We start from the raw sequence: 23,082 nt of genomic DNA on the forward strand, positions 1-23,082 counted from the left end.
GTTCAACTCCATCAATCGATAAGCAGATTGGGCGCCCGCCATGCGAGCGCCGATGAAAACCCGTGGCGGGATCAGCCCGCCATCACCCTGCCGCCGCCGAAGCGCGACAGCACCAGCCGGTCCAGGGCCCAGACCAGCACCAGGGACAGGCCCACCAGGGGGAAGGCCACGCCCAGCACCAGCATGATCACCACCGCGCCACGCCACAGCGGCAGGCCGTGGGGCAGCGGCGGCACGCCGAGGCGGCCGCTGGGCCGGCGCTTCCACCAGAGCACCAGGCCGCTGATCGCGCTGAGCAGGATCATCAGGCACACGGCGAACATCAGCAGCTGGTTGGCCAGGCCGAAGAGACGGCCCTCGTGCAGCATCACGCCGGTCTCCACGCTCCGGGCGACGAGCCCGTAGTCCCGCCAGCGCACATCGGCCAGCACCTTGCCGCTGTAGCGGTCCAGGTGCAAGGTCGCGTCGTTGCGCGGGTCGTCGGCGAACACGGCGATGCTGAACACACCCGTGGGCGTGGTCGGCAGGGTGATCCCGTAGCCCGGCACCACACCGCGCTCGCGGGCGGTGTCGACCACCTGCTGCAGCGGGATGCTCGGCGTATCGGTTGCCGCTGCCCGATCGTGCCCGGCGTGGGCACGGTGGGCGGCATGGGCGTCGGACTCCGGCAGCGGCGTGTTCTCCACCGCCCAGGGCACGGTCTGGTCACTGGCGCTGTTGAGGCTGCGCGCCAGCTCGCCGGACTTCGGCACCTCGTTCCACATGGCGGCGGGGAAGCGGTTCCACACATCGGCGAAGCTCGCGCCCCAGAAACCGGTCCAGGTCATGCCGGTGAGCAGCATGAACAGCAGCAGCAGGCTGCCCCAGAAGCCGGTGACGCCGTGCAGGTCGCGCCAGAACAGGCGCCCGCGCGCGGACAGGCGCGGCCACAGCACGCCGGCGCCGGACCGCCCTCGCGGCCACCAGAGGTAGAGCCCCGACACCACCAGGACGATGCCCCAGCCGGCGGCCAGCTCGATCAGCCGGTCGCCGACCGTGCCGATCATCAGCTCGCCGTGCAGGGCGCGGGTGGCCGCCTGCAGGTTCCAGAAGGCGTCCTGGGTGCCCAGCACCTTGCCGCTGTAGGGGTCGAGGAACAGGTTCAGGTTGCGGCCGGCGTCGGCGATGACGAACTGGGCACTGTGCCCGGCATCCACCGGCGGCAGGTACTGGCTGACGCTGGCCTGTGGATAAGCCTCGCGCACCCGCTGCAGCTGGGCGTCGGCGTCCAGCGCGTGGTGGCCCGGCTGCACCCGCAGCAGGTCGGCGTACATCAGCGCGTCGAGCTGCGGCTTGAACAGGTAGATGCTGCCGGTGACCGACAACAGGATCATGAAGGGGATGACGAAGAGGCCGGCGTAGAAATGCCAGCGCCAGGCCAGGTTGTAGAACGAGACAGCAGGTTTGCTCATGGTCGTGCTCGCCTAGAAAGCGCCTCTCTGGGTTCGCGCGCAGCGACGTGGCTGGCGCGGCGGAGGCTTGGCGCCAGCCGACGCGCCCAGGGAAGGCGGCAAGGATGGCGCGGTGCGTGGATCAGGCGAGGGAGACGGGCGGCGCGCGGGAACGTGAGCCGGGGAAGATCGCCGAGCCGGCATGGCCCGAGTCGACCGGGGCCAGGCGAGGTGCCCGGGCGAGGTCCGCCAGGGCGGAGGCCACCAGCGGTGCAGAACTCAGCGCCGGGCAATTGAGCAGCAGGGTGCAGTAGCCGCACTTGGCCCAGGCCGCCTCGTGGCCCGGCTGGCCCGGCGCCTTCTGCGGGGCGCCGTGCTCGGTGGAGCAGGCCAGCTCGCCCATCCAGGCCGGCACGCCCTGGTGGTCCATGGCACGGGCCTGGGACAGCAACGGACCGGCGAACACCAGCAGCATGGCCAGAAGGCCAAGCCAGGCGCCGCTGCGGATTGTCGTGTGTCGAGCCACTGCTGCCGTCCCGGAATCGAGGGGGTGAAGAGCGGGCGCCATGCTAGCCGCACGCCGCCACGGGTTGAAGCATAGCGGCTGAGTCAGATGGCCGCAGTGGGCGGCGGCAAAGTCCCGCTCAACCCAGGCGCCGTGCCTCGAACTTCACCCGGGGATGGGCGATGCGGTCCTGGGCGCGTACCAGTTCCAGCTCGTAGCTGCCGCACGCCTGGGTCTCCAGCAGCACCTCGTGCACGGCGGCGGCGCTGAATTCGAAGGCGCCGAGCAGGTCGTCGCCCAGCAGCAGGCGCGCCAGGAACACCCCGGAGGTGAGGTCGCCCACGCCCACCGGCTGACGCGGGAAGGCCAGCAGCGGGCGGCGCAGGAGCCAGGTGCCCTCGGCGCTGGCCAGCAGCATCTCGAAGTCCTCGGCGGCGCGGCCCGGGTAGTCCAGGTGCTTGACCAGCACGGCCTTCGGCCCGCGCGCAAGCAGCGCCCGGGCCATGCCCACGCAATCCTCCAGCGAGGTGGGGCGGCGGTCGGCGAAGCTGTTCAGCTCCAGCTGGTTGGGGCACAGCAGGTCGGCCACGGCGGCGGCTTCCTCGAGGAGGAAGGTGCTGACTTCCGGCGCCACGATGCAGCCTTTCTCCGGGTGGCCCATCACCGGGTCGCAGAGGTACAGGGCACGCGGGTTGGCCCGCTTGATGCGCGCCACCACCTCGAGGATCTCGCGCCCCTGGGCCGCGCTGCCGAGGTAGCCCGAGAGCACCGCGTCGCAATTGCCCAGTTCGCCGATGGCGGCGATGCCTTCCACCAGCGTCGGCACCTGGTTGGGCGGCAGCACCTCGCCCGTCCACTGCCCGTACTGGGTGTGGTTGGAGAACTGCACGGTGTTCAGCGGCCAGACATTGACCCCGAGACGCTCGACGGGAAACACCGCCGCGCGGTTGCCGGCGTGGCCGAAGACCACATGGGACTGGATGCTGAGGAGATGGGGCGTTCGCGACATTGGGTGGACCCTGGGCTCGACGGGTGGGAGGACGGGCCTGGCTTACGGCGACAGGCTCACTACCATGATGGCAAGATTCTCCCATCCTCCGCCGCAAGAGCCACCATGGAATCCCTGTATTTTTCGCCGATGCTGCTGGGCCTCAACCTGATGCTCGGCAGCGCCGTCGCCTGCACCGGCCTGTGGTACTTCTCGCGGCCCTACCGCGGCCCGGGCCTGTGGATGGCCGGGGCCTGGCTGCTGATTTTCGGCATCCTCGCCTTCTTCGTCTTCGTCGCCACCGGCAACCGCCCGCTGAACGTGCTCGGCAACGCCACGCAACTGGCGGGCGAGGCGGTGCTGATGCTCGGGGTGTTCCGCTTCCTCGGCCGCCCGCTGCCCTGGTGGACGGTACCGGTCAGCGCCGGGCTGATGGCCGCCGCCAACAGCTGGCACTGGTGGGTGGCGCCGCTGAACAGCGAATTGCTCATCGCGCTGTACGCCGGCATCGGCGGCCTCCTGCCGCTGCAGGCCGCCAACGCCCTGCTGCGCTACCCGCGGGAGCCGGAGCTGCGCAGTGTCTGCCGCTGCGTCGGCATCGTCCTGCTCGGCTATGCGCTGGTCACGTTGCTGCGGGGCGCCATCGCCGTGCACGACTGGCTCAATGCCGTCGAGCACGCCGACGTGACCCGCTCCATGGCCTACCTGTTGCCCTACAACTTCGGCATTCCGCTCTGGGTCATCGCGCTGCTCGGCCTGGCGCTGATGACCATGCGCCGCATCCTTCTCGACAGCCAGCGCAACGCCCGCCACGCCGAGGCCAGCGCGCAGCGTTTCGAACGGCTGATGGGGGTGACCAGCGCCGGCGTCCTGGTGCTGCAGGACGGGCGCATCCACGATAGCAACCCGACGCTCGAGGCGCTCTTCGACCAACCGCGCGAAGCACTGCAGCGGCAGGCGCCCGAGCAGTTGTTCGTCGAGGCCGAGCGGGCGCGCATCGGCCAGTTGCTCGCCCGTGGGGACGGCGCCCCCGCCGACGCGCTCGCGCTGCGCCGTGATGGCTCGACCTTCCCGGCCGAGCTGGCGGTCACCAACCTCGACGGCAGCGGCCAGCAGCTCATGGAGGTGCGCGACGTCAGCCACCGCAAGGCCCTGGAGGAGCAGTTGCGCCTGCAGGCCACCACCGATCCGCTGACCGGCGCCCTCAACCGCCGCGCCTTCCAGGCCCGCGCCGAACAGGAACTGCAACGCGCGCGGCGCCAGGAACAGCCCCTGTGCCTGGCGATGCTCGACCTCGACCACTTCAAGCGCATCAACGACACCCACGGCCACGCCAGCGGCGACCTGGTGCTCTGCGCGTTCAGCCAGCTGTGCCAGCGCGAGGCACGCAGCACCGACCTGTTCGCGCGCTTCGGCGGCGAGGAGTTCGTCTTCCTGCTGCCCGACACGACCCTCGAGGCCGCCCGCGCCTTCCTCGATCGCCTGCGCGAAGCGGTCGAGCACCTGCGCATCGACGCCAGCGGCACCGCCCTGAGCGTCAGCGTCAGCATCGGCCTGGCCGGCAGCCCGCCGAACGGCGATCTCCTGCACGTGCAGGCGGCCGCCGACGCGGCCCTCTATCGCGCCAAGCAATACGGTCGCAACCGTGTCGAACTGGCCCGATGAAATCGCCAAGGATGGGTTAAGCTTCTGGGCATTCCAGGGGAGTGATCATGATCAGTCTGGGCGATGTCTTCCTGTTCCTGCTCTTCGCCGCCGGTGCCGCCTGGCTCTGGCGCGGCCACGGCATTCGCGAGCGCGCACTGGCGCTGGTGAAGCAATACTGCACGCGTTTCGACGTGGAGCTGCTCGACGGCAACGTCGCCCTGCAGCGCCTCGCCATCGTCCGCGACGCCAGGGGCCATCGGCGCCTGGCGCGGATCTACGGTTTCGAATTCACCGTCACCGGCGAGCAACGCCTCACGGGGACCATCCAGATGTTCGGCAACCACGGTGGCCGCATCGAGCTGGATGCCCACCCCTTCCAGCCGCCCGTCGCCTCCGAAGGCAACGTCATCCAGATCAGCGACTGGCGGCGCAGCCACCCGCGCCCGGACGAGCAGCGCCACGTCGAATGACGCTGCGGTTGTCCACAGCGCGAGCCTGTGGATAAACCTCGCGATCAGGTGCCTTCGACCAGCCTCTGGATAACCTGCCACTGCTCGCGGTTGGCATAGGTCATCATCCAGCGCATCAGCCGGCAGCGCCCACGGAACAAGCGGCTGGCACGCCGCGCACGGTTATGCCGGCAACGCTCGAAGAGCCATTCGGGATCGAAGCCGCTCCACTCCCCCGCCACGCTCCAGGCGTTCAACCAGAGCACCGGTGCCACCTCGTAGAGGTAGATGGCCTCCAGCTCGGCCGGGGGCAGGGCGCTGGCGCGCAGCGTGTCGGCGATCACGCGCAGGTCGGCCTCATCCCGTTGCGTGTCCAGCCACAGCCCGGACAGCGCCAGCCAGACCCGCTCCCGCGCCGCGTCGCTCATCGCTGCAGGAGGAAATCGGCCGCGCGCTCGGCGGCGGCGTCGGGGAACTCCTGCATGAAGCAGTGCCCGCCCTCCACCACCTGGGCGCCGACGTGGGGGTTGAGGGCGCTGATCCGCGCCACCGAGCGGGCGACGAAGGGATAGCTCGCCTGGCCATGGAAGATCCGCGTCGGCGTGACGATGCGTGTCAGCGACGGCCACAGGCGCTTGGGGCAGGAGCTGAAGATCTCCGCCTCGCGGCTGGGCCGGCATTTCAGCTCCACACCGCCATCCACGTCCTTCAGCGCGTGCTCCACGTAGGCGCCGAGGGCCGCGTCCGTCCAGCCCTTGAAGATGCCGCGCCCGTGCAGCGCGGCGAAGGCGGCCGGGCGATCGGTCCAGTGGTTGCGCCGGGCCCGGGCGCGCTTGGCCATGGTGGTGCGGCGATGCAGGCCGAGCACTTCGGAGAAGGCCATGACGCCGATCATCGCCGGGGTGAAGAGCACCGGGTCGAGCAGCACCGCGCGCTGGAACAGCTCGGGGTGGCGCGCCAGCACCAGGCTGGTGAGCACGCCGCCGAAGCTGTGGCCGAGGGCGAAGCGGGGGGCATCGCCGAAGATGCCGCGCCCGGCCTCGAAGGCTTCCACCGCCAGCTCGGCGTTGCGGTTCCAGCCGAGGAAACGCCCGCCGTGGTCGCTGTCGCCATGCCCCTGCACATCACACAGCCAGAGGTCGAAGTCCTCGCTCAGGGCTTCCAGCAGCGGCGTGTAGGCACGGCCGCAGAAACCATTGCCGTGGAGGAAATGCAGCAGCGGCTTGCCGCTGGGCTGGCTGTGCCAGCCGCGCAGGGTGAAGCCGGCGGAACTCGGGTGGGACCAGGCGGACAACAGCATCGCAACGCACTCGAAGGAAAGAGCGTGCAGTTTATCCGCCGGGCCGCCTCCGGCGCAGCCGTTGCCTTCAGATGGCCGCGTGTTCGCGGACGAAGGCGTCCAGCAGGCGGTTCAGCGCCTCGGGCTGGTCCAGCGGCGTGGCGTGGCCGGAATCGGCTATCACCTCCAGGCGTGCGTTGCGCAACTGGGCGACGTAGGCCGCCTTGGCCGCCACCGGGGTGTAGTCGCGGTCACCGCTGATCACCAGCAGCGGAGTGTTCGCCCGGCGGGCCCCGGGCAACGCCGACCAACCCGGGATGGCGCCCATCGCGTGCAGGTAGGAGCGCCGGTCGTTGCCGGCGATGCGTGCCATCACCCGCTTGCGCAGCGCCGCCTGCTCCGGCTTGGGGAACAGCCTGCCGGCCAGCAGCCGCGCCATCCCCGCCGGGCCGAACAACCGCACCAGGGCGAAGCGCAGCGCCACCTGCCAACGCGCCTGCCAGCTGTCCAGGGGGAAGCACGGCGAGCTGTTGATGACCGCCGCCGCGCGCACCAGGTGCGGGTGCTCGGCGAGCAGCTGGAAGGTGATCATGCCGCCCATGGAGATGCCCACCAGGATGCACGGCTCCAGGTCCATGGCGACGATGAACTCGGCCACGTCGGCGGCCAGCTCGCCCATGCTCACCGGTGCCCGCAGCGGCTCACTGGCGCCGTGGCCACGCAGGTCCAGGGCGTACACGCGAAAGTGCCGCGACAGCGCCTCGACCTGGGGCTGCCAGTCCTCCAGGGACGATCCCAGGCCATGCACCAGCAGCACGGCGGCCCCTTCTCCCTGGCGGATATAGTTGAAACGCCCGCCGGACAAGTTGATCTGTTCCATGGTCGATTTAATTCCCTTTCGAATAATCATCGGCCAATAAAAAGGCGCCGTTCCTTATTAAACGGACCGATGAAAAGTTGGTTGATCGGATAACTTCCGAGGCGCCCGATGAACAAGTTTCCGGTGTTTGCCTTTGCCCTTCCAAACCTCCTAGAATCGCCCAGCGCCGACTCGAGAAACCACCATGTACAGCATTGCCAGTCCGACCCAGGCACGCAGCAGAAAGGCCCTGGAACGCTACCTCAACGTCGCCGCCGAACTGCTCGCCAACGACAGTTTCGAAGAAACCGGCATTTCCCAGATCGCCCAGCTCGCCGAGTCCTCGGTGGGCACTTTCTATCGCCTGCTCGGTGACAAGGACGTGCTGCTCTATGCCGTCCACGAGCGCTTCGTCCTGCAGAGCCGGGACGCCGTCGACAGCGTCATCGCCCACCTCGACGGCCTGCCGCTGACCACGCAGATCGAGGGTTTCATCGAAGGCGTGACGCGTCTTTTCGATGGCAGCGAGGGCCTGCTCCGCGCCCTGATCCGGCGCAGCTCGATGGACGTGCAGTTCCGCGAGCGCTTCCACCAGCTCAATGCCTACATCGGCCAGGCCTTCTGCCGCATCGTCCTCGCCCACCCGCAGCAGATCGGCCACCGGCACCCGCAACAGGCCGCCGACCTGACGGCCCACATGCTGCTCGCCAGTCTCAATTACCTGACCATGGTCGGCACCCTCGGTGTCACCCCCGGGAAGTTGTCCCGGGGGAACTTTCCCACCTCGTCTGCAATTACCTGGAAGTTCGCCGGGTTTAACGCCGGCTGTCCCGCCTTAGTTGTGCCGGGGTGAAGTCGGACGCTTTCAGCGCTATATCGAATTCATCCGCCGGTTCTTCGTTGGACAATATGCCGATTACATAACGACCGCCGATCAGGTCATATACGGCGTCGCCCTTGGTCCATACCAGCGGCTGGTCGTAGAGGTTGAGGGTGTAGGACTCGCCGACCCGCCACAGCTGGTCGCGGTTGTCGTAGTGGTCCACCAGGAGGATCTGGTAGCTGTCCTCGTCGAAATAGAGGTCGCGCTGCTTGTACTGGTGGCGCTGGCCGTCCTTGAGGGTGGCGCGCACGTGCCAGACACGGTGCAGTTCGTAGCGCAGCAGGTCGGGATTGACGTGGCCGGCCTGGACGATGTCCGCGTACTTGCTGCTGCGCGAGGCGAAGCGGTAGCTGTTGTAGGGCACGTAGAGCTCTTCCTTGCCCACCAGCTTCCAGTCGTACTTGTCCGGCGCACCGGAGAACATGTCGAAGTTGTCGGTGGTGCGCAGCCCCTCCGAGGCGGTGCCGGGAGAGTCGTAGGCCACGTTCGGCGTGCGCCGCACACGGCGCTGCCCGGCGGCGTAGAGCCAGGCCAGGCGCGGCTCCTTCACCTGGTTGACGGTCTCGTGCACCAGCAGCTCGGTGCCGGCCAGGCGTGCCGGCGCCAGCACCGACTGGCGGAAGTAGAACAGCACGTTGCCGTTGTCCTTGCCGGGATCGCCGGCATCCTGGTTGAACAGGAACAGGTCCTCGATGCGGGTCATGAAGTAGTCGCCGCTGGCGTGGGGCACCGCCTGGGCGTAGTAGCGCTTGACGCTGTTGCCACGGAACCGCACCAGGTGGTTCCACAGCACTTCGAGCCCCGACTGGGGGATGGGAAACGGCGTGGCGACCTTGAAGTCGGCGATGCCGTTGCCGTTCTCGATCAGCCGCGCACGGGTGGCGTTGCCCTTGATCGCGGCGTACACCGCCTCGGGGTAGGAGGCCGAGCGCCGGGTCGGGTAGACCACCAGCTTCCAGCTGTCCGGGTAGCGCTTGAGCATGGCCAGCTGGCCGGGGCTGAGGTGGGACCGGTACTGCTCGGCGTTCCGCGCGGTGATGCTGAACAGCGGCTGGTCGGCGGCGAAGGGGTCCTTGTAGCCGGAGGCCTTGTCGTAGGCCGTGGCATCGCGGGCCAGGCCGCCGTCCCAGGCGGGAATGGTGCCGGCGGCGTTGCCGGCCTTCTCCGCACCCAGCGGGGTCAGGTCGGCGCCCAGGCGCGCGGCCTGGTCGGCCCCCACCTGGGCCAGGGCGAACGGCGCGGCCAACAGCAGCGCGGTGAGCAGGCCGCTGTGGATAAGTCCTGATCTGTGCATGGCGTCGAATCCCTTCTCAGAAGCTGTACTTGATGTTGAAGCTGACGAAGTCGCGATCGCTGCGCTTGTTCGATACGCCACCGCCGCTGTAGCCGACGTAGCGGGTGCCCACGGTCAGCGATTCCTTGTAGATGGCGTCGATCCCCGCCGACCAGCTCTGCGCCTCCTCGTCCAGGCCGTTGGTGAGCTGGGGCGCCACGCCGTTGATGCTGTACTGGTAGCCGAACGACGGCACCAGGTTCACCAGGTTGAGCACGTTGGTGTAGGTCAGCTGCAGGCTGGCCTGGGCGCCGGTGGCGGTGCTGGTGGCCTCGTAGTAGTCGACGTCGGATTCCAGGCCCTGTACGCGGCTGGCCACGAGTTCGGTGAACAGGGTCGCCGAGTCGGCGCCGAACACCCCGGTGAAGTTGTAGATGGCGGCCAGCGAGGCCTGGTACATGTCCTTCTCGCGGTAGCCGTCCAGGTGGGTGCCCACCGGCAGGCCGGCGGGGTTGAACAGGGCGTCGGGCAGGTACTCGTTGAGGCCGAGGGCGATGGGCGTGTCCGGGCGGTAGCTCAGCTCGCCGGCCAGCGACAGGCCGTTGAAGATGCTCTCGCCGCCGATGGAGGTGTTGAAGCTGATGCCGAACAGGTCGCGCTTCTCCAGGTACTCGGCGTAGTAGCGCGAGCTGCTGGCGTTGGGCAGGGTGCCGACGATGGGCAGCGTCACCGGCTGGCCGACGGTCAGCCCGAGCATGGGCACCTGCATGTTGTAGCGCAGGTAGTAGAAGCCCAGTTCGGTGTCGTTCAGTTCCGGCACGTACCAGCGCAGGGCGAGGCCGTACTGCGCGGCGTCATCGCCGTCGATGTCCTGGGCGCGGGGATGAAGGTGGTGGGCAGGTAGGCCTTGAGCAGGTTGTTCAGGCCGCCCGGCGCCAGGGCATCGGCGTAGGCCTGGGCCAGCGCCGGGTTGTCGAAGGCGCGGCCGCCGGCCACCGCTTCCTGCAGGGGCGAGACGGACAGGTAGTTGCAGCCCTCGCCTATCACGTCGAGGGTCGAGTAGTAGGTGCCGCAGGGGTCGATCTTCGAGGCTTCCCAGGCCTTGCCCGGTTGCCAGTAGCCCTCGACGCTGAGGTTGTCGCGCAGCTCGAAGGAGGCGTAGGCCATGAAGGTCGGCATGTACGCCTCCTTCACCTCGGAGCCCGGTGCGCGCAGGGCGTTGATATCCACGGGGTTCGTGGCGCCGATGCCATTCTGGTAGAACAGCCCCTCGCCCCAATTGATCACCTGGCGCCCGAGCCGCGCGTTCAGGGCGCGGTCATTCACCGTCCAGCTGCCGTAGACGAAGGCGTCCAGCAGGTCGGCGCTGGAGCCGGCTTCATCGAGGCCGGCATGGCTGATCTGGCGGTGGCGGCGCTCGTCGTCCTTCAGCTCGAAGTCATAGAACGCGCGGCCCCGGACGAACACGCCGAAGCGGTCCTGGTAGCGCAGGTCGAGCTCGGACACCGCCTTGACCACTTCGGAGAAGAGATCGCCACGGCGGAAGTTGAGGTCGCCGTCATCGGAGTTGATCAGCCCGGCGTTGTCACCGGTACCGCCGTTGGCGCGGGCGATCAGCTTGCTGTCCTGACCCTCCACGCGGTAGCTGAGCCCGTAGGACAGGGTGGTGTCGAGCGAGGTGGTCCAGTCTCCGGAACGCACCTGAAACGCCTGTGCGCCACCCAGGGGCAACGCGCCGAGCAACGCCAGGCCGGCTGCTGCCAGGCCTCTTCCTTGATTTGCCACGATGATCTCCAGCTGTTGTTTTTATCGGAATCGGAACATCGGTTCCGAAATAATCTAATCCGGCACCCAACGGCTGACAAGACGGCCACCGCATTATTTTTTATCCACAGCTCCGCCACCTCAGTCGGGTTCGCCCGGCGTGCCGGACCGGCCTGTGGGCTGACCAGCGAAGCACGCGCCGTCCGTCGCTTTTCAGAAGCTGTCCACAGGCTCTGCAACGGCCCTCCTCCACAGCGCGCTGGACGAATATCGAACAGCCCTATTGACGGAATCGGAATTTCTGTTTCGATTTAAAAGCGGTCGAACAACAACAATAGGAGACCCGTCATGCCCCTTCGTACCCTGCTCTGCGGCCTGCTGCTGGCCGCCTGCCTGGGCCAGCACGCCCTGGCCGCCTCACGCTGCAGCGAACGCCCCCGCACCCTGCTACGCCCTGCCGAAGTGAGCTGCACCTACCAGAGCACCTGGCTGGATTCCGGCCTGGTCGGCCAGCGCAAGATCATCTACCAGACACCGCTGGGCGCCCCTCCGGCCGGCGGCTGGCCGGTGGTGCTGGTCTACCAGGGCTCGTTCTTCCCGCTCAACGACTTCAGCTACCACGGCAACCTGCCCTTCGGTGGCTACTACGAGGGCAAGCTGGTGCAGGCCCTGCTGGACAACGGCTATGCGGTGATCGCCCCCAGCGCGCCGGCGGACCTGTTCTGGCAGACCAACATCCCCGGCCTCGCCCAGGCCTATGAGCTGAGCACCGACTACGATTTTCTCGGCAACGTCCTCGCCGCCATCGCCAGCGGCCACTTCGGCCCGCTCAACGCCCAGCGCCAGTACGCCACCGGCATCTCCAGCGGCGGCTACAACACCAGCCGCATGGCCGTGTCCTTCCCCGGCAGGTTCCGCGCCCTGGCGGTGCAGTCCGGCTCCTACGCCACCTGCAGCGGCCCGCTCTGCGTGGTGCCCGACCAGCTCCCCGCCGACCACCCGCCGACGCTGTTCCTGCACGGCTTCGTCGACGCCGTGGTGCCCTGGTGGAGCATGGACCTGTACTACGACCGCCTGCTCCACCAGGGCATCGAGACCGCGCGCTACACCGAGCCCCTGGGCGGCCACGAATGGTTCGCCGCATCGCCGGGCAAGGTGCTCGCCTGGTTCAACGCCCACCCCTGAGCCACCGCGGACGCAGCCCGGGCCGGGTCATGCTATCGTCGCCGCCTGTCGCGACACCCGGACCCCGCCCGTGCTGCCCCGTTCCCTGCGCATCGCCCTGCTGACCCTGCTGCTCTTCGCCGGCCTGCTGCTGTCGATGCACCTGGCCGGCCGCCATGCCGAGCACCAGGCCCTGCGCGAGGAAGGCCAGCAGGCCGGCGCCCAGCTGGGCCTCTACGCCGACGCCCTGCGTACCCTGATCGACCGCTACCGTGCCCTGCCCGCCGTGCTCGCCCTGGACCCGGAGCTGCGCGACGCCTTGCAGCAACCGCTGACGCCCGACCTGCAACAGCGCCTCAACCTCAAGCTGGAGCGCATCAATGGCGCCGCCCACTCCTCCACCCTGGAGCTGATGCGCAGCGACGGCCTGGCCATCGCCGCCAGCAACTGGCGCCTGCCTACCAGCTACGTGGGCCACAACTACGGCTTCCGCCCCTACTTCCTGCAGACCCGCACCCATGGCACCGGGCGCTTCTACGCGGTGGGCGTGGTCAGCGGCATCCCCGGCTACTTCCTCTCCCACGCCATCCTCGACGCAGCCGGCAACTTCCTCGGCGCCATCGTGGTGAAGCTCGAATTCCCCGAGATCGAGCAGCAATGGCGCGAGCGCCCGGACACCATCCTGGTGAGCGACGCCAAGGGCATCGTCTTCATCGCCAACCAGCCGCAATGGCGCTACCGCGAGCTGGCGCCGATCGATGCCGCGCAGCGCGCCGAGCTGGCCTCCACCCGCCAGTACGACAAGAAGCCGCTGACGCCGCTGGTGCACCGTACCCTCGATGACTTCGGCGACGGCAGCCGCCTGGTCCGGGTGCAGGGGCCCGACGGCGAGGCCGACTACCTGTGGGAATCCCAGGCACTGCCCAGCGAAGGCTGGACCCTGCACCTGCTGCATCGCCCGCAGAACGTCGCCGGCACCGCCCGCGACGCCAGCCTGGCCGCCGGCGGGCTGTGGCTGGCGCTGTTCTTCCTCGCCCTGTTCCTGCACCAGCGCTGGCGCCTGGCACGCCTGCGCCGGCAGAGCCACGACGAACTCGAACGCCTGGTGGAACAGCGTACCGCCGCCCTGCGCACCGCCCAGGACGGCCTGGTGCAGGCGGCCAAGCTGGCGGCCCTGGGGCAGATGTCCGCCGCCCTCGCCCACGAGATCAACCAGCCGCTGACCGCCCTGCACATGCACCTGGGCAGCCTGCGCCTGATGCTCGACAACGGGCAGCTGGAACAGGCGCGCAATGCCCTCGGCCGCCACGACGAACTGCTGCAGCGCATGGCCGCACTCACCACCCACCTGAAGACCTACGCCCGGCAGAGCCCTGGCGGCCTGCGCGAGACCCTGGAGCTCGGCAGCGTGGTGGACAAGGCCCTGCAACTGCTGGCGCCGCGCCTGCGCGACGGCGCCGTGCACATCGAGCAGCACCCGCGCCAGCCGGCCTGGGTGCGCGGCGATGCCATCCGCCTGGAACAGGTGCTGGTCAACCTGCTGCGCAACGCCCTCGACGCGGTCGCCGAACAGACCGCGCCGCGCATCGAGATCGCCCTGCTGCGTGAGGGCGGGCACTGGTGCCTGGAAGTCGCCGACAACGGCGGCGGCATCCCCGAAGACACCCTGGCCCAGGTGTTCGACCCCTTCTTCACCACCAAGCCGGTGGGCGAGGGGCTCGGCCTCGGCCTCGCGGTTTCCTACGCCATCGTCCATGAACTGGGTGGCCGGCTCAGCGCCGGCAATCGCGGCGCCGGCGCGGTGTTCCGCCTGTGCCTGCCCATCTTCGAGCCTGCCGAGGAGCAGCCATGACCCCGAACCTGATCTTCGTCGACGACGAGGCCGCGATCCGCGAAGCGGTGCGCGAGTGGCTGGAGCTCTCGGGCTTCACCGTGCGCCTCTGCGCCAGTGCGGCGGAATGCCTGGACGGGCTCGACGCCGACTTCCATGGCGTGGTGATCAGCGACCTGCGCATGCCCGGCATGGATGGCATGGCGCTGCTGGAAGCGGTCCAGGCGCTGGATCGCGAGCTGCCCTTCCTGCTGGTCACCGGCCACGGCGACGTGCCCCAGGCCGTGGAAGCCATGCGCCTGGGCGCCTATGACTTCATCGAGAAGCCCTTCACCCCCGAACGCCTGCTGGGCAGCCTGCACCGTGCCCTGGACAAGCGCCGCCTGACCCAGGAGAACCGCCGCCTGCGCCGCCAGGTGGACGACCGCGCCCGCCTCGATGGGCAACTGATGGGCTTCTCCCGTCCCATGGAACAGCTGCGCCGCCAGGTGCTGGACCTGGCGCAGACGCCGGTGAACATCCTCCTGCGCGGCGAAACCGGCAGCGGCAAGGAACTGGTCGCCCGCTGCCTGCACGACTTCGGCCCGCGCGCCGGCAAGCCCTTCGTGGCGCTGAACTGCGCGGCCATCCCGGAGAACCTGTTCGAGAGCGAACTGTTCGGCCACGAAAGCGGCGCTTTCACCGGCGCCCAGGGCAAGCGCATCGGCAAGCTGGAACACGCCGATGGCGGCACCCTGTTCCTCGACGAGATCGAGAGCATGCCCCTGGCCCAGCAGGTGAAGCTGCTGCGCGTACTGCAGGAGCAGCAACTGGAACGCCTGGGTTCGAACCAGAGCATCCGCGTCGATCTGCGAGTGATCGCCGCCACCAAGCCGGACCTCAAGGAAGAAGTGCGCGCCGGGCGCTTCCGCGAGGACCTGCTCTACCGCCTCAACGTCGCCGAGCTGCAGCTGCCCGCCCTGCGTGAACGCCGCGAGGACGTGCCACTGCTGTTCGAGCATTTCGCCGCCCTGGCCGGCGAGCGCCTCGGCCGCCCGGTGCCGAGCCTGACGCCCGCCGAACTGGCGCAACTGCTGGCCCACGACTGGCCGGGCAACGTGCGCGAACTGGTCAACGCCGCGGAGCGCCATGTCCTGGGGTTATCCACAGCGGCCCGCAACCCGGACGGCGCCGCCCCCTCCCTCGCCGAATTGATGGAAACCTATGAGGCCCAGTGCCTGCGCCAGGCCCTGGCCCGTTGCAAGGGCGATATCAAGGCGGTGATGGCCCTGCTGCAGCTGCCCCGCCGCACCCTCAACGAGAAGATGCAGCGCCACGGCCTGGCCCGGGGCGAGTTCCTGCCGGGGGATGAGGACTGAGGCCGGTCAAAAGCTGAGCACACCGGTTAAACCCTTGTGCCCTCTGGATCACAGCTAACTATCCACAGGCCGCGCACAGTTGGCTCCACAGACATTGTGGGCAACTGGGGATGAATCCGTGCGCCTGGGGATTTCTTCGCGAATACATCGCGCCTACGGACGCATTCTCCCCTGTAGGAGCGGTTTCAACCGCGAATGGGCGGCACTGGTCGAAATCTGAGCACACCGTTCAAAGCCCTGTGGTTACTGGCCCACGTATATCTATCCACAGACCGCGCACAGTTGGCTCCACAGCAATTGTGGGCAACTGGGGATGAGTACGCGCGCCTGGGGATTTCTCGCGAATGAATTCGGTCCTACGGGCGCATCATCGTCTGCGGGAGCGGTTTCAACCGCGAATGGGCGGCACTGGTCGAAATCTGAGCACACCATTCAAAGCCCCGTGGTTACTCGCCCATATCGATCTATCCACAGAGCGCGCACAGTTGGCTCCACAGCCATTGTGGGCAACTGTGGGTGAATACGCGCGCCTGGGGATTTCTCGCGAATGAACTCGCTCCTATGGGTGCTTCCTCGTCTGTGGGGGCGGTTTCAACCGCGAATGGGCGGCACTGGTCGAAATCTGAACACACCATTCAAAGCCCCTTGGTTACTGGCCCATATAAATCTATCCACAGACCGTGCACAGTTGGCTCCACAGCCATTGTGGGCAACTGGGGATGAGTACGTACGCCTGGGGATTTCTCGCGAATGAATTCGCTCCTATGGGTGCTTCCTCGTCTGTGGGGGCGGTTTCAACCGCGAATGGGCGGCACTGGTCGAAATCTGAACACACCATTCAAAGCCCCTTGGTTACTGGCCCATATAAATCTATCCACAGACCGTGCACAGTTGGCTCCACAGCAATTGTGGGCAACTGGGGATGAGTACGCACGCCTGGGGATTTCTCGCGAATGAACTCGCTCCTACGGGCGCTTCCTCGTCTGTGGGAGCGGTTTCAACCGCGAATAGGCGGCAGTGGTCGAAATCTGAGCACACTCCTGAACGCACCGCCGCAAGGGGCTCCCAGCAATCTATCCACAGGCCGCTAACAGTCGGCTCCACAGTAATTGTGAGCAATGCAGAGGCCAGTTCATTCGCCCGGGAAAGGCACTGTGGATACTTCAGTTCCCTTGGCGGCGCTACGCTCCGCTTGGCGAATGAATTCCCCCCTACCTGGCCATCAACGGATAGGCGGAATTCCGCTCATGGCCCCTCCGCGATAAGCGCCAATCCGCGCACAAATGCCCGGTTAAATCCCCTCGAGCCCTCTATTCCGGTGCTTTCCGGCACTGGCACAGCTCCTGCTATGTGCCCGCACCCCAAGCGCGGCGAAGGCCGTGCCTAACAACAACAACTATGAATAGAGGAAACACGATGGAAAGCACCAGCACCCTGACTGCCTCAGCAGCACCCCGCACGACATCCCAACGCATCAAGTCCATTTTCAGCGGCTCGGTGGGCAACCTGGTCGAGTGGTACGACTGGTACGTCTATGCCGCCTTCTCGCTGTACTTCGCCAAGGCCTTCTTCCCCCAGGGCGATTTGACCGCCCAGCTCCTGAACACCGCCGCGATCTTCGCCGTAGGCTTTTTGATGCGCCCGATCGGCGGCTGGCTGATGGGCATCTACGCCGACCGCAAGGGGCGCAAGGCCGCCCTGCTGGCCTCGGTCCTGCTGATGTGCTTCGGCTCGCTGATCATCGCGCTGACGCCCAGCTATGAAACCATCGGCATCGCCGCGCCCATCCTGCTGGTGGTCGCCCGCCTTCTGCAGGGCCTGTCGGTCGGTGGCGAATACGGCACCTCGGCCACCTACCTGTCGGAGATGGCGACCAAGGAGCGTCGCGGGTTCTTCTCCAGCTTCCAGTACGTGACCCTGATTTCCGGCCAGCTCATCGCGCTGGCGGTGCTGATCCTGCTGCAGCAAACCCTGTCCACCGAACAGCTGGAAAGCTGGGGCTGGCGCGTCCCCTTCTTCATCGGCGCACTGTGCGCGGTGGTGGCAATGTTCCTGCGTCGCGGCATGGAAGAGACCGAGTCCTTCACCAAGAAGAAGGACAAGCCCAAGGAAAGCCTGCTGCGCACCCTGATGCGCCACCCCAAGGAAGTGTTCACCGTGATCGGCCTGACCATGGGCGGCACCCTGGCCTTCTACACCTACACCACCTACATGCAGAAGTACCTGGTCAACACCGTGGGCATGAGCAAGAACGACTCGACCATGATCTCGGCCGCCACGCTGTTCCTGTTCATGCTGCTGCAGCCCCTGGTGGGTGCGCTCTCGGACAAGATCGGCCGCCGTCCGATCCTGATCGCCTTCGGGGTGATGGGCACGCTGTTCACCTACCCGATCCTCAGCACCCTGCACACCATCGAGACCTGGTGGGGCGCGTTCTTCCTGATCATGGCGGCGCTGATCATCGTCAGCGGCTACACCTCGATCAATGCCGTGGTGAAGGCCGAACTCTTCCCCACCGAGATCCGCGCCCTGGGCGTGGGCCTGCCCTACGCACTGACGGTTTCCATCTTCGGCGGCACCGCCGAGTACGTGGCGCTGTGGTTCAAGAGCATCGGCATGGAGAGCGGCTTCTACTGGTACGTGACCGGCTGCATCGCCTGCTCGCTGCTGGTGTACGTGTTCATGAAGGACACCCGCACCCACTCGCGGATGAACCAGGATTGATCCCTTGAGCCCAAGTGGCTCTGGCTGCGCTAACCCGTAGCCGTTTTATTCCCGACGACGGGCCCGCGAGGGCCCGTTTTCTTTGGTGGATCAGGAAAGGCGGCAGGCCTCGAATCCAGCCTTGAGCGCATCCTCGTCCTGGGGTGTGGCGAAGATCAGTTCCAGCCGCGAGTCCTTGCGCCACTCGCTGGCCTGCCAGTGGAAGGGCGCGCCATCCAGGGCATTGCCGGAGAGCCAGCCCGCGTTGCTGTGGATAACCAGCTTGGCGCGGCGCCAGGGCAGGCTCGCCAGCCACAGCTGCACGCGCATCAGCTCGAAGGCCTGCGAGGGGTGCCAGCGCCAGCCGATGCTCCAGCCGTCCGCCGCCCCTTGTGCCTGGACGAGGGGCTGTCGGGGGTTTATCCACAGTGCGGCCGGAGCCGCCTGGCCACCGGGGAGGGCCGGGTTATCCACAGTGGCGCCCGCCTTGGCGTCGAGCCCCGGCAGTTCGGCCAGGGGCAGGCGGCCCTGTACCGTCCAACTCTGGGGCAGGGACGGCAATTGCGCCGCCAGGCGCTGGCGGGTGGCCTCGTCGAGGTTCTCGGCCTTGTTCAGCACCAGCAGGCCGGCGCCCTCCAGGGCATCACGCTGGCTGTCGGGCAGTGCCTCGCCACGGGCCAGGGCGGCGGCATCCAGCACCAGCAGGCTCGGCTGCAACGCCAGCACGCCTTCCCAGGGCGGCTCGCGCAATTGGCGCATCAGCTCGGCGGGGTGGCCGAGGCCAGAAGGCTCGATGAACAACCGATCCGGCCGCGCCTTGCGCAGCAGGCGCCCAAGCCCGACCTGGAAGGGCGCGCCGTTGACGCAGCACAGGCAGCCACCGGCCACTTCGGCCAGGGCGATGCCGTCGTCGCCGGTCTCCAGCAATGCGGCGTCCAGGCCGACCAGGCCGAATTCGTTGATCAGCACGGCCCAGCGCTCGTCGCTCGGGCGCTGCGCCAGGAGGTGGCGGATGAGGCTGGTCTTGCCGGCGCCGAGGGGGCCGGCCACCAGGTGGGTGGGGATATGGGCAAGCATCGCGCTATGGTGCTGCGTCACGGGTTCGGAATAAAGCCTCGTGCTAGAGTCGCGCCCATTATTTTCCCGAGGTCCTGCGTTCATGCGTCTCTGCCTACTGCCCCTGCTGCTGGTCCTGTCCGCCGATGCGCTGGCCGAGGCCTGCATCGTCCACAGCCAGAGCGACACGCTCGATGTGAAGGTCTGCCAGCAGAACCGCAGCATCCCTGAGCAGCTGTTCCGCGACGGCTTCTGCAAGCCGGAGATGCCCGGGCAGAAGGTGGAGGTGAGCTACGCCGACCAGTGCCCGAGTGGCGCGTTCGGGGTGTGCAGCAACGCCCAGGTGAGCAACATCGCCTACCGCCAGGACATCCACTACTACGGCGTGGCCACCGACGCGCGCTACCTCAAGCCCTTCTGCGAGGGGCCGAGCAAGGGCACCTGGGAAGGCCCGTCGTCATCAGCCGGTAACAGCCAGGGTGTGCAATAGCCTTGGGTACCTCGCCCGTACCGGCATGGCCGGCAGGGCCTCGGTGATACAGGGCCGCCTCCGGGTGGCCCTTTTTTTATCCGGCTCCCTGGCAGGGCTGTGCCTGGCTCGGTCGCTGCCGGATCAGGCCAGCCAATCCAGGGTCAGCAGCAGGCGCGCATCGCCGGGCATGACGTCCGGCGACCTGTGGATAACCCCTCGCCCCTCATTGCCGATCCACTTCTCGCCCTTGAACAACGCCACATGACCCGCGCCCATGGCCTGCCCGGCCGGCGCAGCCTTGGGCTCGGCAGCCGCATCGCCCAGGCGGTTGCGAGGCATCTGCCCCTCTCGCAGCCATTGGCTGCCGGCACCGGCATAGGTGGTGATCAGCCGCAACGGCACATGGTCGACGTGGTAGCGCGGGCACATGGCGCGGTCCAGTCGACGCAGGCGCAGGCCGACGCGGCGGGCATCCAGCAGGCAGGCGAAGGCGCGTACCAGCCAGGCCACGTCGGCGATGAAGTCGGCGCGGCCTTCGATGTCGTGGAAGCGCCGCGCCAGGTCGCCCAGGTCGAGCGGCGCCTCCGGGTCCGCCAGCTCCAGGGTCAGGGATTCGCTCAGCGGCTCCCCGACCTGCAGCAGGCAGCGGGCGTAGTCGGCGATGCGCGGGGGCAGCGGGCGTTCCCACACGGCGAGATTGACCTCCTCCCGCAAGGCTTCGCCGAGAACCGCCGGGGTGTCGCCGATTGCCGCACGGGGCGGGAGGCGCAGCGCCAAGGCCTGCATCAGGCGACCTCCCCTACCAGGCCGTCGAAGGGGTCGACCAGGCGCGACCAGCCCTCGGTCCCCAGGGCCATCTCTGCGGCATCCAGCAGGCACGCGTCCAGTTCGGCATGCAGGCGCTCGAAGTCGATGCCCTGGCCGATGAAGACCAGCTCCTGGCGGCAATCACCCACCTCCGCGTCCCAGTGCTTCATCACCGCGCGCAGGCCGTCTTCATCGGTGGGCCACTGCTCGCGCGGCACGAAGCGCCACCAGCGCCCGGCATGCCCGTAGCGCATCAGCCCGCCGGCCTGGGACCAGCTGCCCGCCTCGCGCCAGGCGCTGGCCAGCCAGAAGAAGCCCTTGGAGCGCAACAACCGGCCGTTGCTCCACTCGCGATTGAGGAACGCGTGGAAGCGCTGCGGGTGGAAGGGCCGACGCGCCCGGTAGGCGGTGGAGGCGATGCCGTAGGCCTCGGTTTCCGGCACGTGCTCGCCACGCAGCTCCTTGAGCCAGCCGGGCGCCTCGGCGGCGCGGTCGAAGTCGAAGCGACCGGTGTCGAGGATCTTCTCCAGCGGCACCCGGCCCATGCTCATGGGCAGGATCTCGGCCTGGGTGTTGAGGCGCGCGAGGATGGCCGTGAGCTCCTCGCGCTCGGCCTGGCTGATCAGGTCGATCTTGCTGATGAGGATGACGTCGGCGAACTCCACCTGTTCGATCAGCAGGTCGGTGATGGAGCGCTCGTCCTCCTCGCCCAGCGTCTCGCCACGACTGGCGAGGCTTTGCGCCTCGTGGAAGTCGCGCAGGAAGTTGACGCCATCGACCACGGTGACCAGCGTATCCAGCCGCGCCAGGTCGGACAGGCTCTGGCCCTGCTCGTCGCGGAAGGTGAAGGTTTCGGCCACCGGCAGGGGCTCGGAGATGCCGGTGGACTCGATCAGCAGGTAGTCGAAGCGCCCTTCGCCGGCCAGGCGGCTGACTTCTTCCAGAAGGTCCTCGCGCAGGGTGCAGCAGATGCAGCCGTTGCTCATCTCCACCAGGCGCTCTTCGGCACGGTTGAGGCTGACGTCGCGCTGTACCTCGCTGGCGTCGATGTTGATTTCGCTCATGTCGTTGACGATCACGGCGACGCGCAGGTTCTCGCGGTTCTTCAGCACGTGGTTGAGCAGGGTGCTCTTGCCGGCGCCGAGGAAGCCGGAAAGCAGGGTGACGGGGAGTCGGGCGGTCATGGGGTTCTCCGGTTCAGGCTGGGCGGCTCGGGCGGCCGCTCTGGGGTGTCAGGCGTCGCGCCGGTGGCGCTCGCGTTGTTCCTGGCGTTCCTTGGCCTCGATGCACAGCTCGGCGGTGGGGCGCAGCAGCAGCCGGCGCAGGCCGATGGGCTCGCCGGTCTCGCGGCACCAGCCGTATTCGCCACGGGCCAGCCGCTCGAGGGCGCTGTCGATCTTGTCCAGCAGCTTCTTTTCCCGCTCAAGGCGCCGCAGTTGCCACTGGCGCTGTTCCTCGCGGCTGGCGATATCGGCGTCGTCGCTGGCCGGCTGCACCTCGCGCAGTTCATCGATTTCCTCGTCTATGCGGCTGCGCAGGTCATCGCGCTCGGTCAGCAGCAAGGCACGGAAATACGCCTGCTGGGCGTCGTCCATGTAGTGCTGGGCAGGTTGGGCGAGCAGTTCCTGCTCGCTGAAGGGAAGATCGGGCATGGGGAAGTTCGCTTGATTTTTAAGTGTTATAACATAACATATCTAACCGAACTCAAGCCCCGGATTGCCGATGAACGTCCAGAACCTGCCCGACGTAGCCACACAGAACGCGCCCTGCCTCGGGCCCCTCGACTGGGTGGGCATGAGCGACATCGCCCTGCCCTTGATCCTCGGTGGCCAGCAGGTACAGGCGCGGGTGGATATTGGCGTGAGCCTCGATGACAGCGGCGCGCGAGGCATCCATATGTCCCGGCTATACCTGGCGCTGGGTGAGGAGCTGGGCGGCAGGCCGGCGACGCTGCCCGTGCTGCGCCAGCTGCTGCAACGCTGCCTGGACAGCCATGAAGGCCTGTCGCGAAGCGCCTCCCTGGAGCTGCGTGGCGAGTTGCTGCTGCAGCGACCGGCGCTGGTGAGCGCGCTTTCCGGCTACAAGGCCTATCCCTTCGAGATCGCCGCACGCCTGGATCCATGGGGGTTTCACGTGGAACTGCAAGCGCAGGTCGGCTACTCGTCCACCTGTCCCTGCTCGGCGGCGCTGTCGCGGCAGGCGACCCAGCAAGCCTTCGCCCGCCACTTCACCGATCGCCTGGCGTCCTTCGAAGACGTGCATGAGTGGCTCGGCAGCCAGGCGGGCATGCCGGCGACGCCCCACAGCCAGCGCAGCCAGGCCCACCTGCATGTGCGCGTCGCGGGCGAGGAGCTGCCGCTGGTGGCGCTGCTGGACGAAGCGGAAGCAGCCCTGGGTACCGCCCTGCAGACCGCCGTGAAACGTGCCGACGAGCAAGCCTTCGCAATAGCCAATGGCCGCAACCTGTTGTTCTGCGAAGACGCCGCGCGTCGCCTGGGCCACGCCTTGCAACGCCAACCTTGGGCAGCGGCCTACCGATTACGCGTGGTGCATGCGGAGAGCCTGCATGCGCACGATGCGGTGGCCTGTGCAAGCTGGCAGTGGGAATAGCGAA

21 protein-coding genes and 1 pseudogene are annotated in these 23,082 nt (G+C 67.7%); 9 read left to right on the forward strand and 13 right to left on the reverse strand.

Annotation, left to right across the window (positions count from 1 at the left end; all coding sequences use genetic code 11):
• Positions 1–71 precede the first annotated feature (71 nt).
• The 3 genes from PHLH3_RS30010 to pdxY all read right to left on the reverse strand — a co-directional run bounded on the left by PHLH3_RS30010 (position 72) and on the right by pdxY (position 2,944).
• Positions 72–1,451, reverse strand: coding sequence for a PepSY domain-containing protein (locus PHLH3_RS30010; RefSeq protein WP_213627361.1), 1,380 nt, complete (start codon positions 1,449–1,451; stop codon positions 72–74).
• Positions 1,452–1,572: 121 nt separating this feature from the next.
• Positions 1,573–1,956, reverse strand: a complete 384-nt coding sequence (locus tag PHLH3_RS30015) for a DUF2946 domain-containing protein (RefSeq protein ID WP_244862959.1) — start codon at positions 1,954–1,956, stop codon at positions 1,573–1,575.
• A 118-nt stretch (positions 1,957–2,074) separates the two neighbouring features.
• The gene (gene pdxY, locus PHLH3_RS30020) at positions 2,075–2,944 is read right to left on the reverse strand and encodes a pyridoxal kinase PdxY (RefSeq protein ID WP_213627363.1); all 870 of its coding nucleotides are present in this window, start codon (positions 2,942–2,944) and stop codon (positions 2,075–2,077) included.
• Positions 2,945–3,049: 105 nt separating this feature from the next.
• Here pdxY and PHLH3_RS30025 point away from each other — a divergent pair, with 105 nt between their 5' ends.
• Both PHLH3_RS30025 and PHLH3_RS30030 read left to right on the forward strand, forming a co-directional pair.
• Positions 3,050–4,588 (forward strand): sensor domain-containing diguanylate cyclase, encoded by a 1,539-nt coding sequence (locus PHLH3_RS30025; RefSeq protein WP_213627364.1) that lies wholly within the window; start codon positions 3,050–3,052, stop codon positions 4,586–4,588.
• A 47-nt stretch (positions 4,589–4,635) separates the two neighbouring features.
• Complete coding sequence (locus tag PHLH3_RS30030; protein WP_111259376.1) at positions 4,636–5,040, forward strand: DUF3301 domain-containing protein; 405 nt, start codon at positions 4,636–4,638, stop codon at positions 5,038–5,040.
• A gap of 44 nt (positions 5,041–5,084) precedes the next feature.
• Here PHLH3_RS30030 and PHLH3_RS30035 read toward each other — a convergent pair whose 3' ends face one another.
• The 3 genes from PHLH3_RS30035 to PHLH3_RS30045 form a co-directional block, all read right to left on the reverse strand.
• On the reverse strand, positions 5,085–5,447 hold the full coding sequence (locus tag PHLH3_RS30035) for a hypothetical protein (RefSeq protein ID WP_213627365.1): 363 nt from the start codon (positions 5,445–5,447) through the stop codon (positions 5,085–5,087).
• Entirely contained in the window at positions 5,444–6,319 is an 876-nt protein-coding gene (locus PHLH3_RS30040) for an alpha/beta hydrolase (protein WP_213627366.1), read from the reverse strand. Before PHLH3_RS30040 ends, PHLH3_RS30035 begins: the two co-directional genes overlap by 4 nt.
• Before the next feature lie 67 nt (positions 6,320–6,386).
• Complete coding sequence (locus tag PHLH3_RS30045; RefSeq protein ID WP_213627367.1) at positions 6,387–7,178, reverse strand: alpha/beta fold hydrolase; 792 nt, start codon at positions 7,176–7,178, stop codon at positions 6,387–6,389.
• Positions 7,179–7,362: 184 nt separating this feature from the next.
• On the opposite strand from PHLH3_RS30045, the gene PHLH3_RS30050 reads away from it, so the two are divergent.
• Positions 7,363–8,010 (forward strand): TetR/AcrR family transcriptional regulator, encoded by a 648-nt coding sequence (locus PHLH3_RS30050; protein ID WP_213627368.1) that lies wholly within the window; start codon positions 7,363–7,365, stop codon positions 8,008–8,010.
• Here the strand turns inward: PHLH3_RS30050 and PHLH3_RS30055 are convergent.
• The 3 genes and pseudogenes from PHLH3_RS30055 to PHLH3_RS30780 all read right to left on the reverse strand — a co-directional run.
• Positions 7,973–9,334: a DUF1329 domain-containing protein gene (locus PHLH3_RS30055; RefSeq protein ID WP_213627369.1), complete on the reverse strand. Its 1,362-nt coding sequence runs from the start codon at positions 9,332–9,334 to the stop codon at positions 7,973–7,975. The two genes, PHLH3_RS30050 and PHLH3_RS30055, sit on opposite strands and share 38 nt — an antisense overlap.
• Positions 9,335–9,350: 16 nt before the next feature.
• A complete protein-coding gene (locus tag PHLH3_RS30775; protein ID WP_348529853.1) occupies positions 9,351–10,412 on the reverse strand; it encodes a DUF1302 family protein in 1,062 nt (353 codons plus the stop codon).
• A pseudogene (locus PHLH3_RS30780) lies at positions 10,295–11,098 on the reverse strand (DUF1302 family protein); the annotation flags it as partial. The gene PHLH3_RS30775 and the pseudogene PHLH3_RS30780, both read right to left, overlap by 118 nt.
• 327 nt (positions 11,099–11,425) lie before the next feature.
• Here PHLH3_RS30780 and PHLH3_RS30070 point away from each other — a divergent pair.
• The 4 genes from PHLH3_RS30070 (at position 11,426) to PHLH3_RS30085 (ending at position 18,154) form a co-directional block, all read left to right on the forward strand.
• Entirely contained in the window at positions 11,426–12,262 is an 837-nt protein-coding gene (locus PHLH3_RS30070; RefSeq protein WP_213627371.1) for a plasmid partitioning protein, read from the forward strand.
• A 70-nt stretch (positions 12,263–12,332) separates the two neighbouring features.
• On the forward strand, positions 12,333–14,093 hold the full coding sequence (locus PHLH3_RS30075) for an ATP-binding protein (RefSeq protein ID WP_244862960.1): 1,761 nt from the start codon (positions 12,333–12,335) through the stop codon (positions 14,091–14,093).
• Positions 14,090–15,430, forward strand: coding sequence for a sigma-54 dependent transcriptional regulator (locus tag PHLH3_RS30080; RefSeq protein ID WP_213627372.1), 1,341 nt, complete (start codon positions 14,090–14,092; stop codon positions 15,428–15,430). The genes PHLH3_RS30075 and PHLH3_RS30080 overlap by 4 nt, the downstream gene beginning before the upstream one ends.
• A gap of 1,416 nt (positions 15,431–16,846) precedes the next feature.
• Positions 16,847–18,154, forward strand: a complete 1,308-nt coding sequence (locus tag PHLH3_RS30085; RefSeq protein ID WP_173178140.1) for an MFS transporter — start codon at positions 16,847–16,849, stop codon at positions 18,152–18,154.
• A 90-nt stretch (positions 18,155–18,244) separates the two neighbouring features.
• On the opposite strand, the gene PHLH3_RS30090 is transcribed toward PHLH3_RS30085, so the two are convergent.
• Positions 18,245–19,210: a CobW-like GTP-binding protein gene (locus tag PHLH3_RS30090; protein WP_213627373.1), complete on the reverse strand. Its 966-nt coding sequence runs from the start codon at positions 19,208–19,210 to the stop codon at positions 18,245–18,247.
• Positions 19,211–19,292: 82 nt separating this feature from the next.
• Between PHLH3_RS30090 and PHLH3_RS30095 the strand changes: the two genes are divergently transcribed.
• Entirely contained in the window at positions 19,293–19,679 is a 387-nt protein-coding gene (locus PHLH3_RS30095; protein ID WP_213627374.1) for an NADH:ubiquinone oxidoreductase, read from the forward strand.
• 123 nt (positions 19,680–19,802) lie between these two features.
• Here the strand turns inward: PHLH3_RS30095 and PHLH3_RS30100 are convergent, their stop codons facing one another.
• Genes PHLH3_RS30100 through dksA form a run of 3 tightly spaced genes read right to left on the reverse strand, consistent with a single transcriptional unit; the run spans position 19,803 to position 22,120 of the window.
• Positions 19,803–20,447, reverse strand: coding sequence for a DUF1826 domain-containing protein (locus PHLH3_RS30100; RefSeq protein ID WP_213627375.1), 645 nt, complete (start codon positions 20,445–20,447; stop codon positions 19,803–19,805).
• The gene (gene zigA, locus PHLH3_RS30105) at positions 20,447–21,652 is read right to left on the reverse strand and encodes a zinc metallochaperone GTPase ZigA (RefSeq protein ID WP_213627376.1); all 1,206 of its coding nucleotides are present in this window, start codon (positions 21,650–21,652) and stop codon (positions 20,447–20,449) included. Before zigA ends, PHLH3_RS30100 begins: the two co-directional genes overlap by 1 nt.
• A gap of 48 nt (positions 21,653–21,700) precedes the next feature.
• Positions 21,701–22,120: an RNA polymerase-binding protein DksA gene (gene dksA, locus PHLH3_RS30110; protein WP_213627377.1), complete on the reverse strand. Its 420-nt coding sequence runs from the start codon at positions 22,118–22,120 to the stop codon at positions 21,701–21,703.
• A 70-nt stretch (positions 22,121–22,190) separates the two neighbouring features.
• On the opposite strand from dksA, the gene folE2 reads away from it, so the two are divergent.
• Positions 22,191–23,078, forward strand: coding sequence for a GTP cyclohydrolase FolE2 (gene folE2, locus PHLH3_RS30115; protein WP_213627378.1), 888 nt, complete (start codon positions 22,191–22,193; stop codon positions 23,076–23,078).
• The last annotated feature ends 4 nt before the right edge of the window (positions 23,079–23,082 follow it).

Source organism: Pseudomonas sp. Pc102 (assembly GCF_018408275.1).
GTDB lineage: Bacteria > Pseudomonadota > Gammaproteobacteria > Pseudomonadales > Pseudomonadaceae > Metapseudomonas > Metapseudomonas tohonis.

Bases quoted from the DNA above. Each gene is read 5' to 3' on its own strand.
- PHLH3_RS30010 (WP_213627361.1), bottom strand. From the start codon at position 1,451: ATGAGCAAACCTGCTGTCTCGTTCTACAACCTGGCCTGGCGCTGGCAT.
- pdxY (WP_213627363.1), bottom strand. From the start codon at position 2,944: ATGTCGCGAACGCCCCATCTCCTCAGCATCCAGTCCCATGTGGTCTTC.
- PHLH3_RS30025 (WP_213627364.1), top strand. From the start codon at position 3,050: ATGGAATCCCTGTATTTTTCGCCGATGCTGCTGGGCCTCAACCTGATG.
- PHLH3_RS30030 (WP_111259376.1), top strand. From the start codon at position 4,636: ATGATCAGTCTGGGCGATGTCTTCCTGTTCCTGCTCTTCGCCGCCGGT.
- PHLH3_RS30035 (WP_213627365.1), bottom strand. From the start codon at position 5,447: ATGAGCGACGCGGCGCGGGAGCGGGTCTGGCTGGCGCTGTCCGGGCTG.
- PHLH3_RS30040 (WP_213627366.1), bottom strand. From the start codon at position 6,319: ATGCTGTTGTCCGCCTGGTCCCACCCGAGTTCCGCCGGCTTCACCCTG.
- PHLH3_RS30045 (WP_213627367.1), bottom strand. From the start codon at position 7,178: ATGGAACAGATCAACTTGTCCGGCGGGCGTTTCAACTATATCCGCCAG.
- PHLH3_RS30050 (WP_213627368.1), top strand. From the start codon at position 7,363: ATGTACAGCATTGCCAGTCCGACCCAGGCACGCAGCAGAAAGGCCCTG.
- PHLH3_RS30055 (WP_213627369.1), bottom strand. From the start codon at position 9,334: ATGCACAGATCAGGACTTATCCACAGCGGCCTGCTCACCGCGCTGCTG.
- PHLH3_RS30070 (WP_213627371.1), top strand. From the start codon at position 11,426: ATGCCCCTTCGTACCCTGCTCTGCGGCCTGCTGCTGGCCGCCTGCCTG.
- PHLH3_RS30080 (WP_213627372.1), top strand. From the start codon at position 14,090: ATGACCCCGAACCTGATCTTCGTCGACGACGAGGCCGCGATCCGCGAA.
- PHLH3_RS30085 (WP_173178140.1), top strand. From the start codon at position 16,847: ATGGAAAGCACCAGCACCCTGACTGCCTCAGCAGCACCCCGCACGACA.
- PHLH3_RS30090 (WP_213627373.1), bottom strand. From the start codon at position 19,210: ATGCTTGCCCATATCCCCACCCACCTGGTGGCCGGCCCCCTCGGCGCC.
- PHLH3_RS30095 (WP_213627374.1), top strand. From the start codon at position 19,293: ATGCGTCTCTGCCTACTGCCCCTGCTGCTGGTCCTGTCCGCCGATGCG.
- PHLH3_RS30100 (WP_213627375.1), bottom strand. From the start codon at position 20,447: ATGCAGGCCTTGGCGCTGCGCCTCCCGCCCCGTGCGGCAATCGGCGAC.
- zigA (WP_213627376.1), bottom strand. From the start codon at position 21,652: ATGACCGCCCGACTCCCCGTCACCCTGCTTTCCGGCTTCCTCGGCGCC.
- dksA (WP_213627377.1), bottom strand. From the start codon at position 22,120: ATGCCCGATCTTCCCTTCAGCGAGCAGGAACTGCTCGCCCAACCTGCC.
- folE2 (WP_213627378.1), top strand. From the start codon at position 22,191: ATGAACGTCCAGAACCTGCCCGACGTAGCCACACAGAACGCGCCCTGC.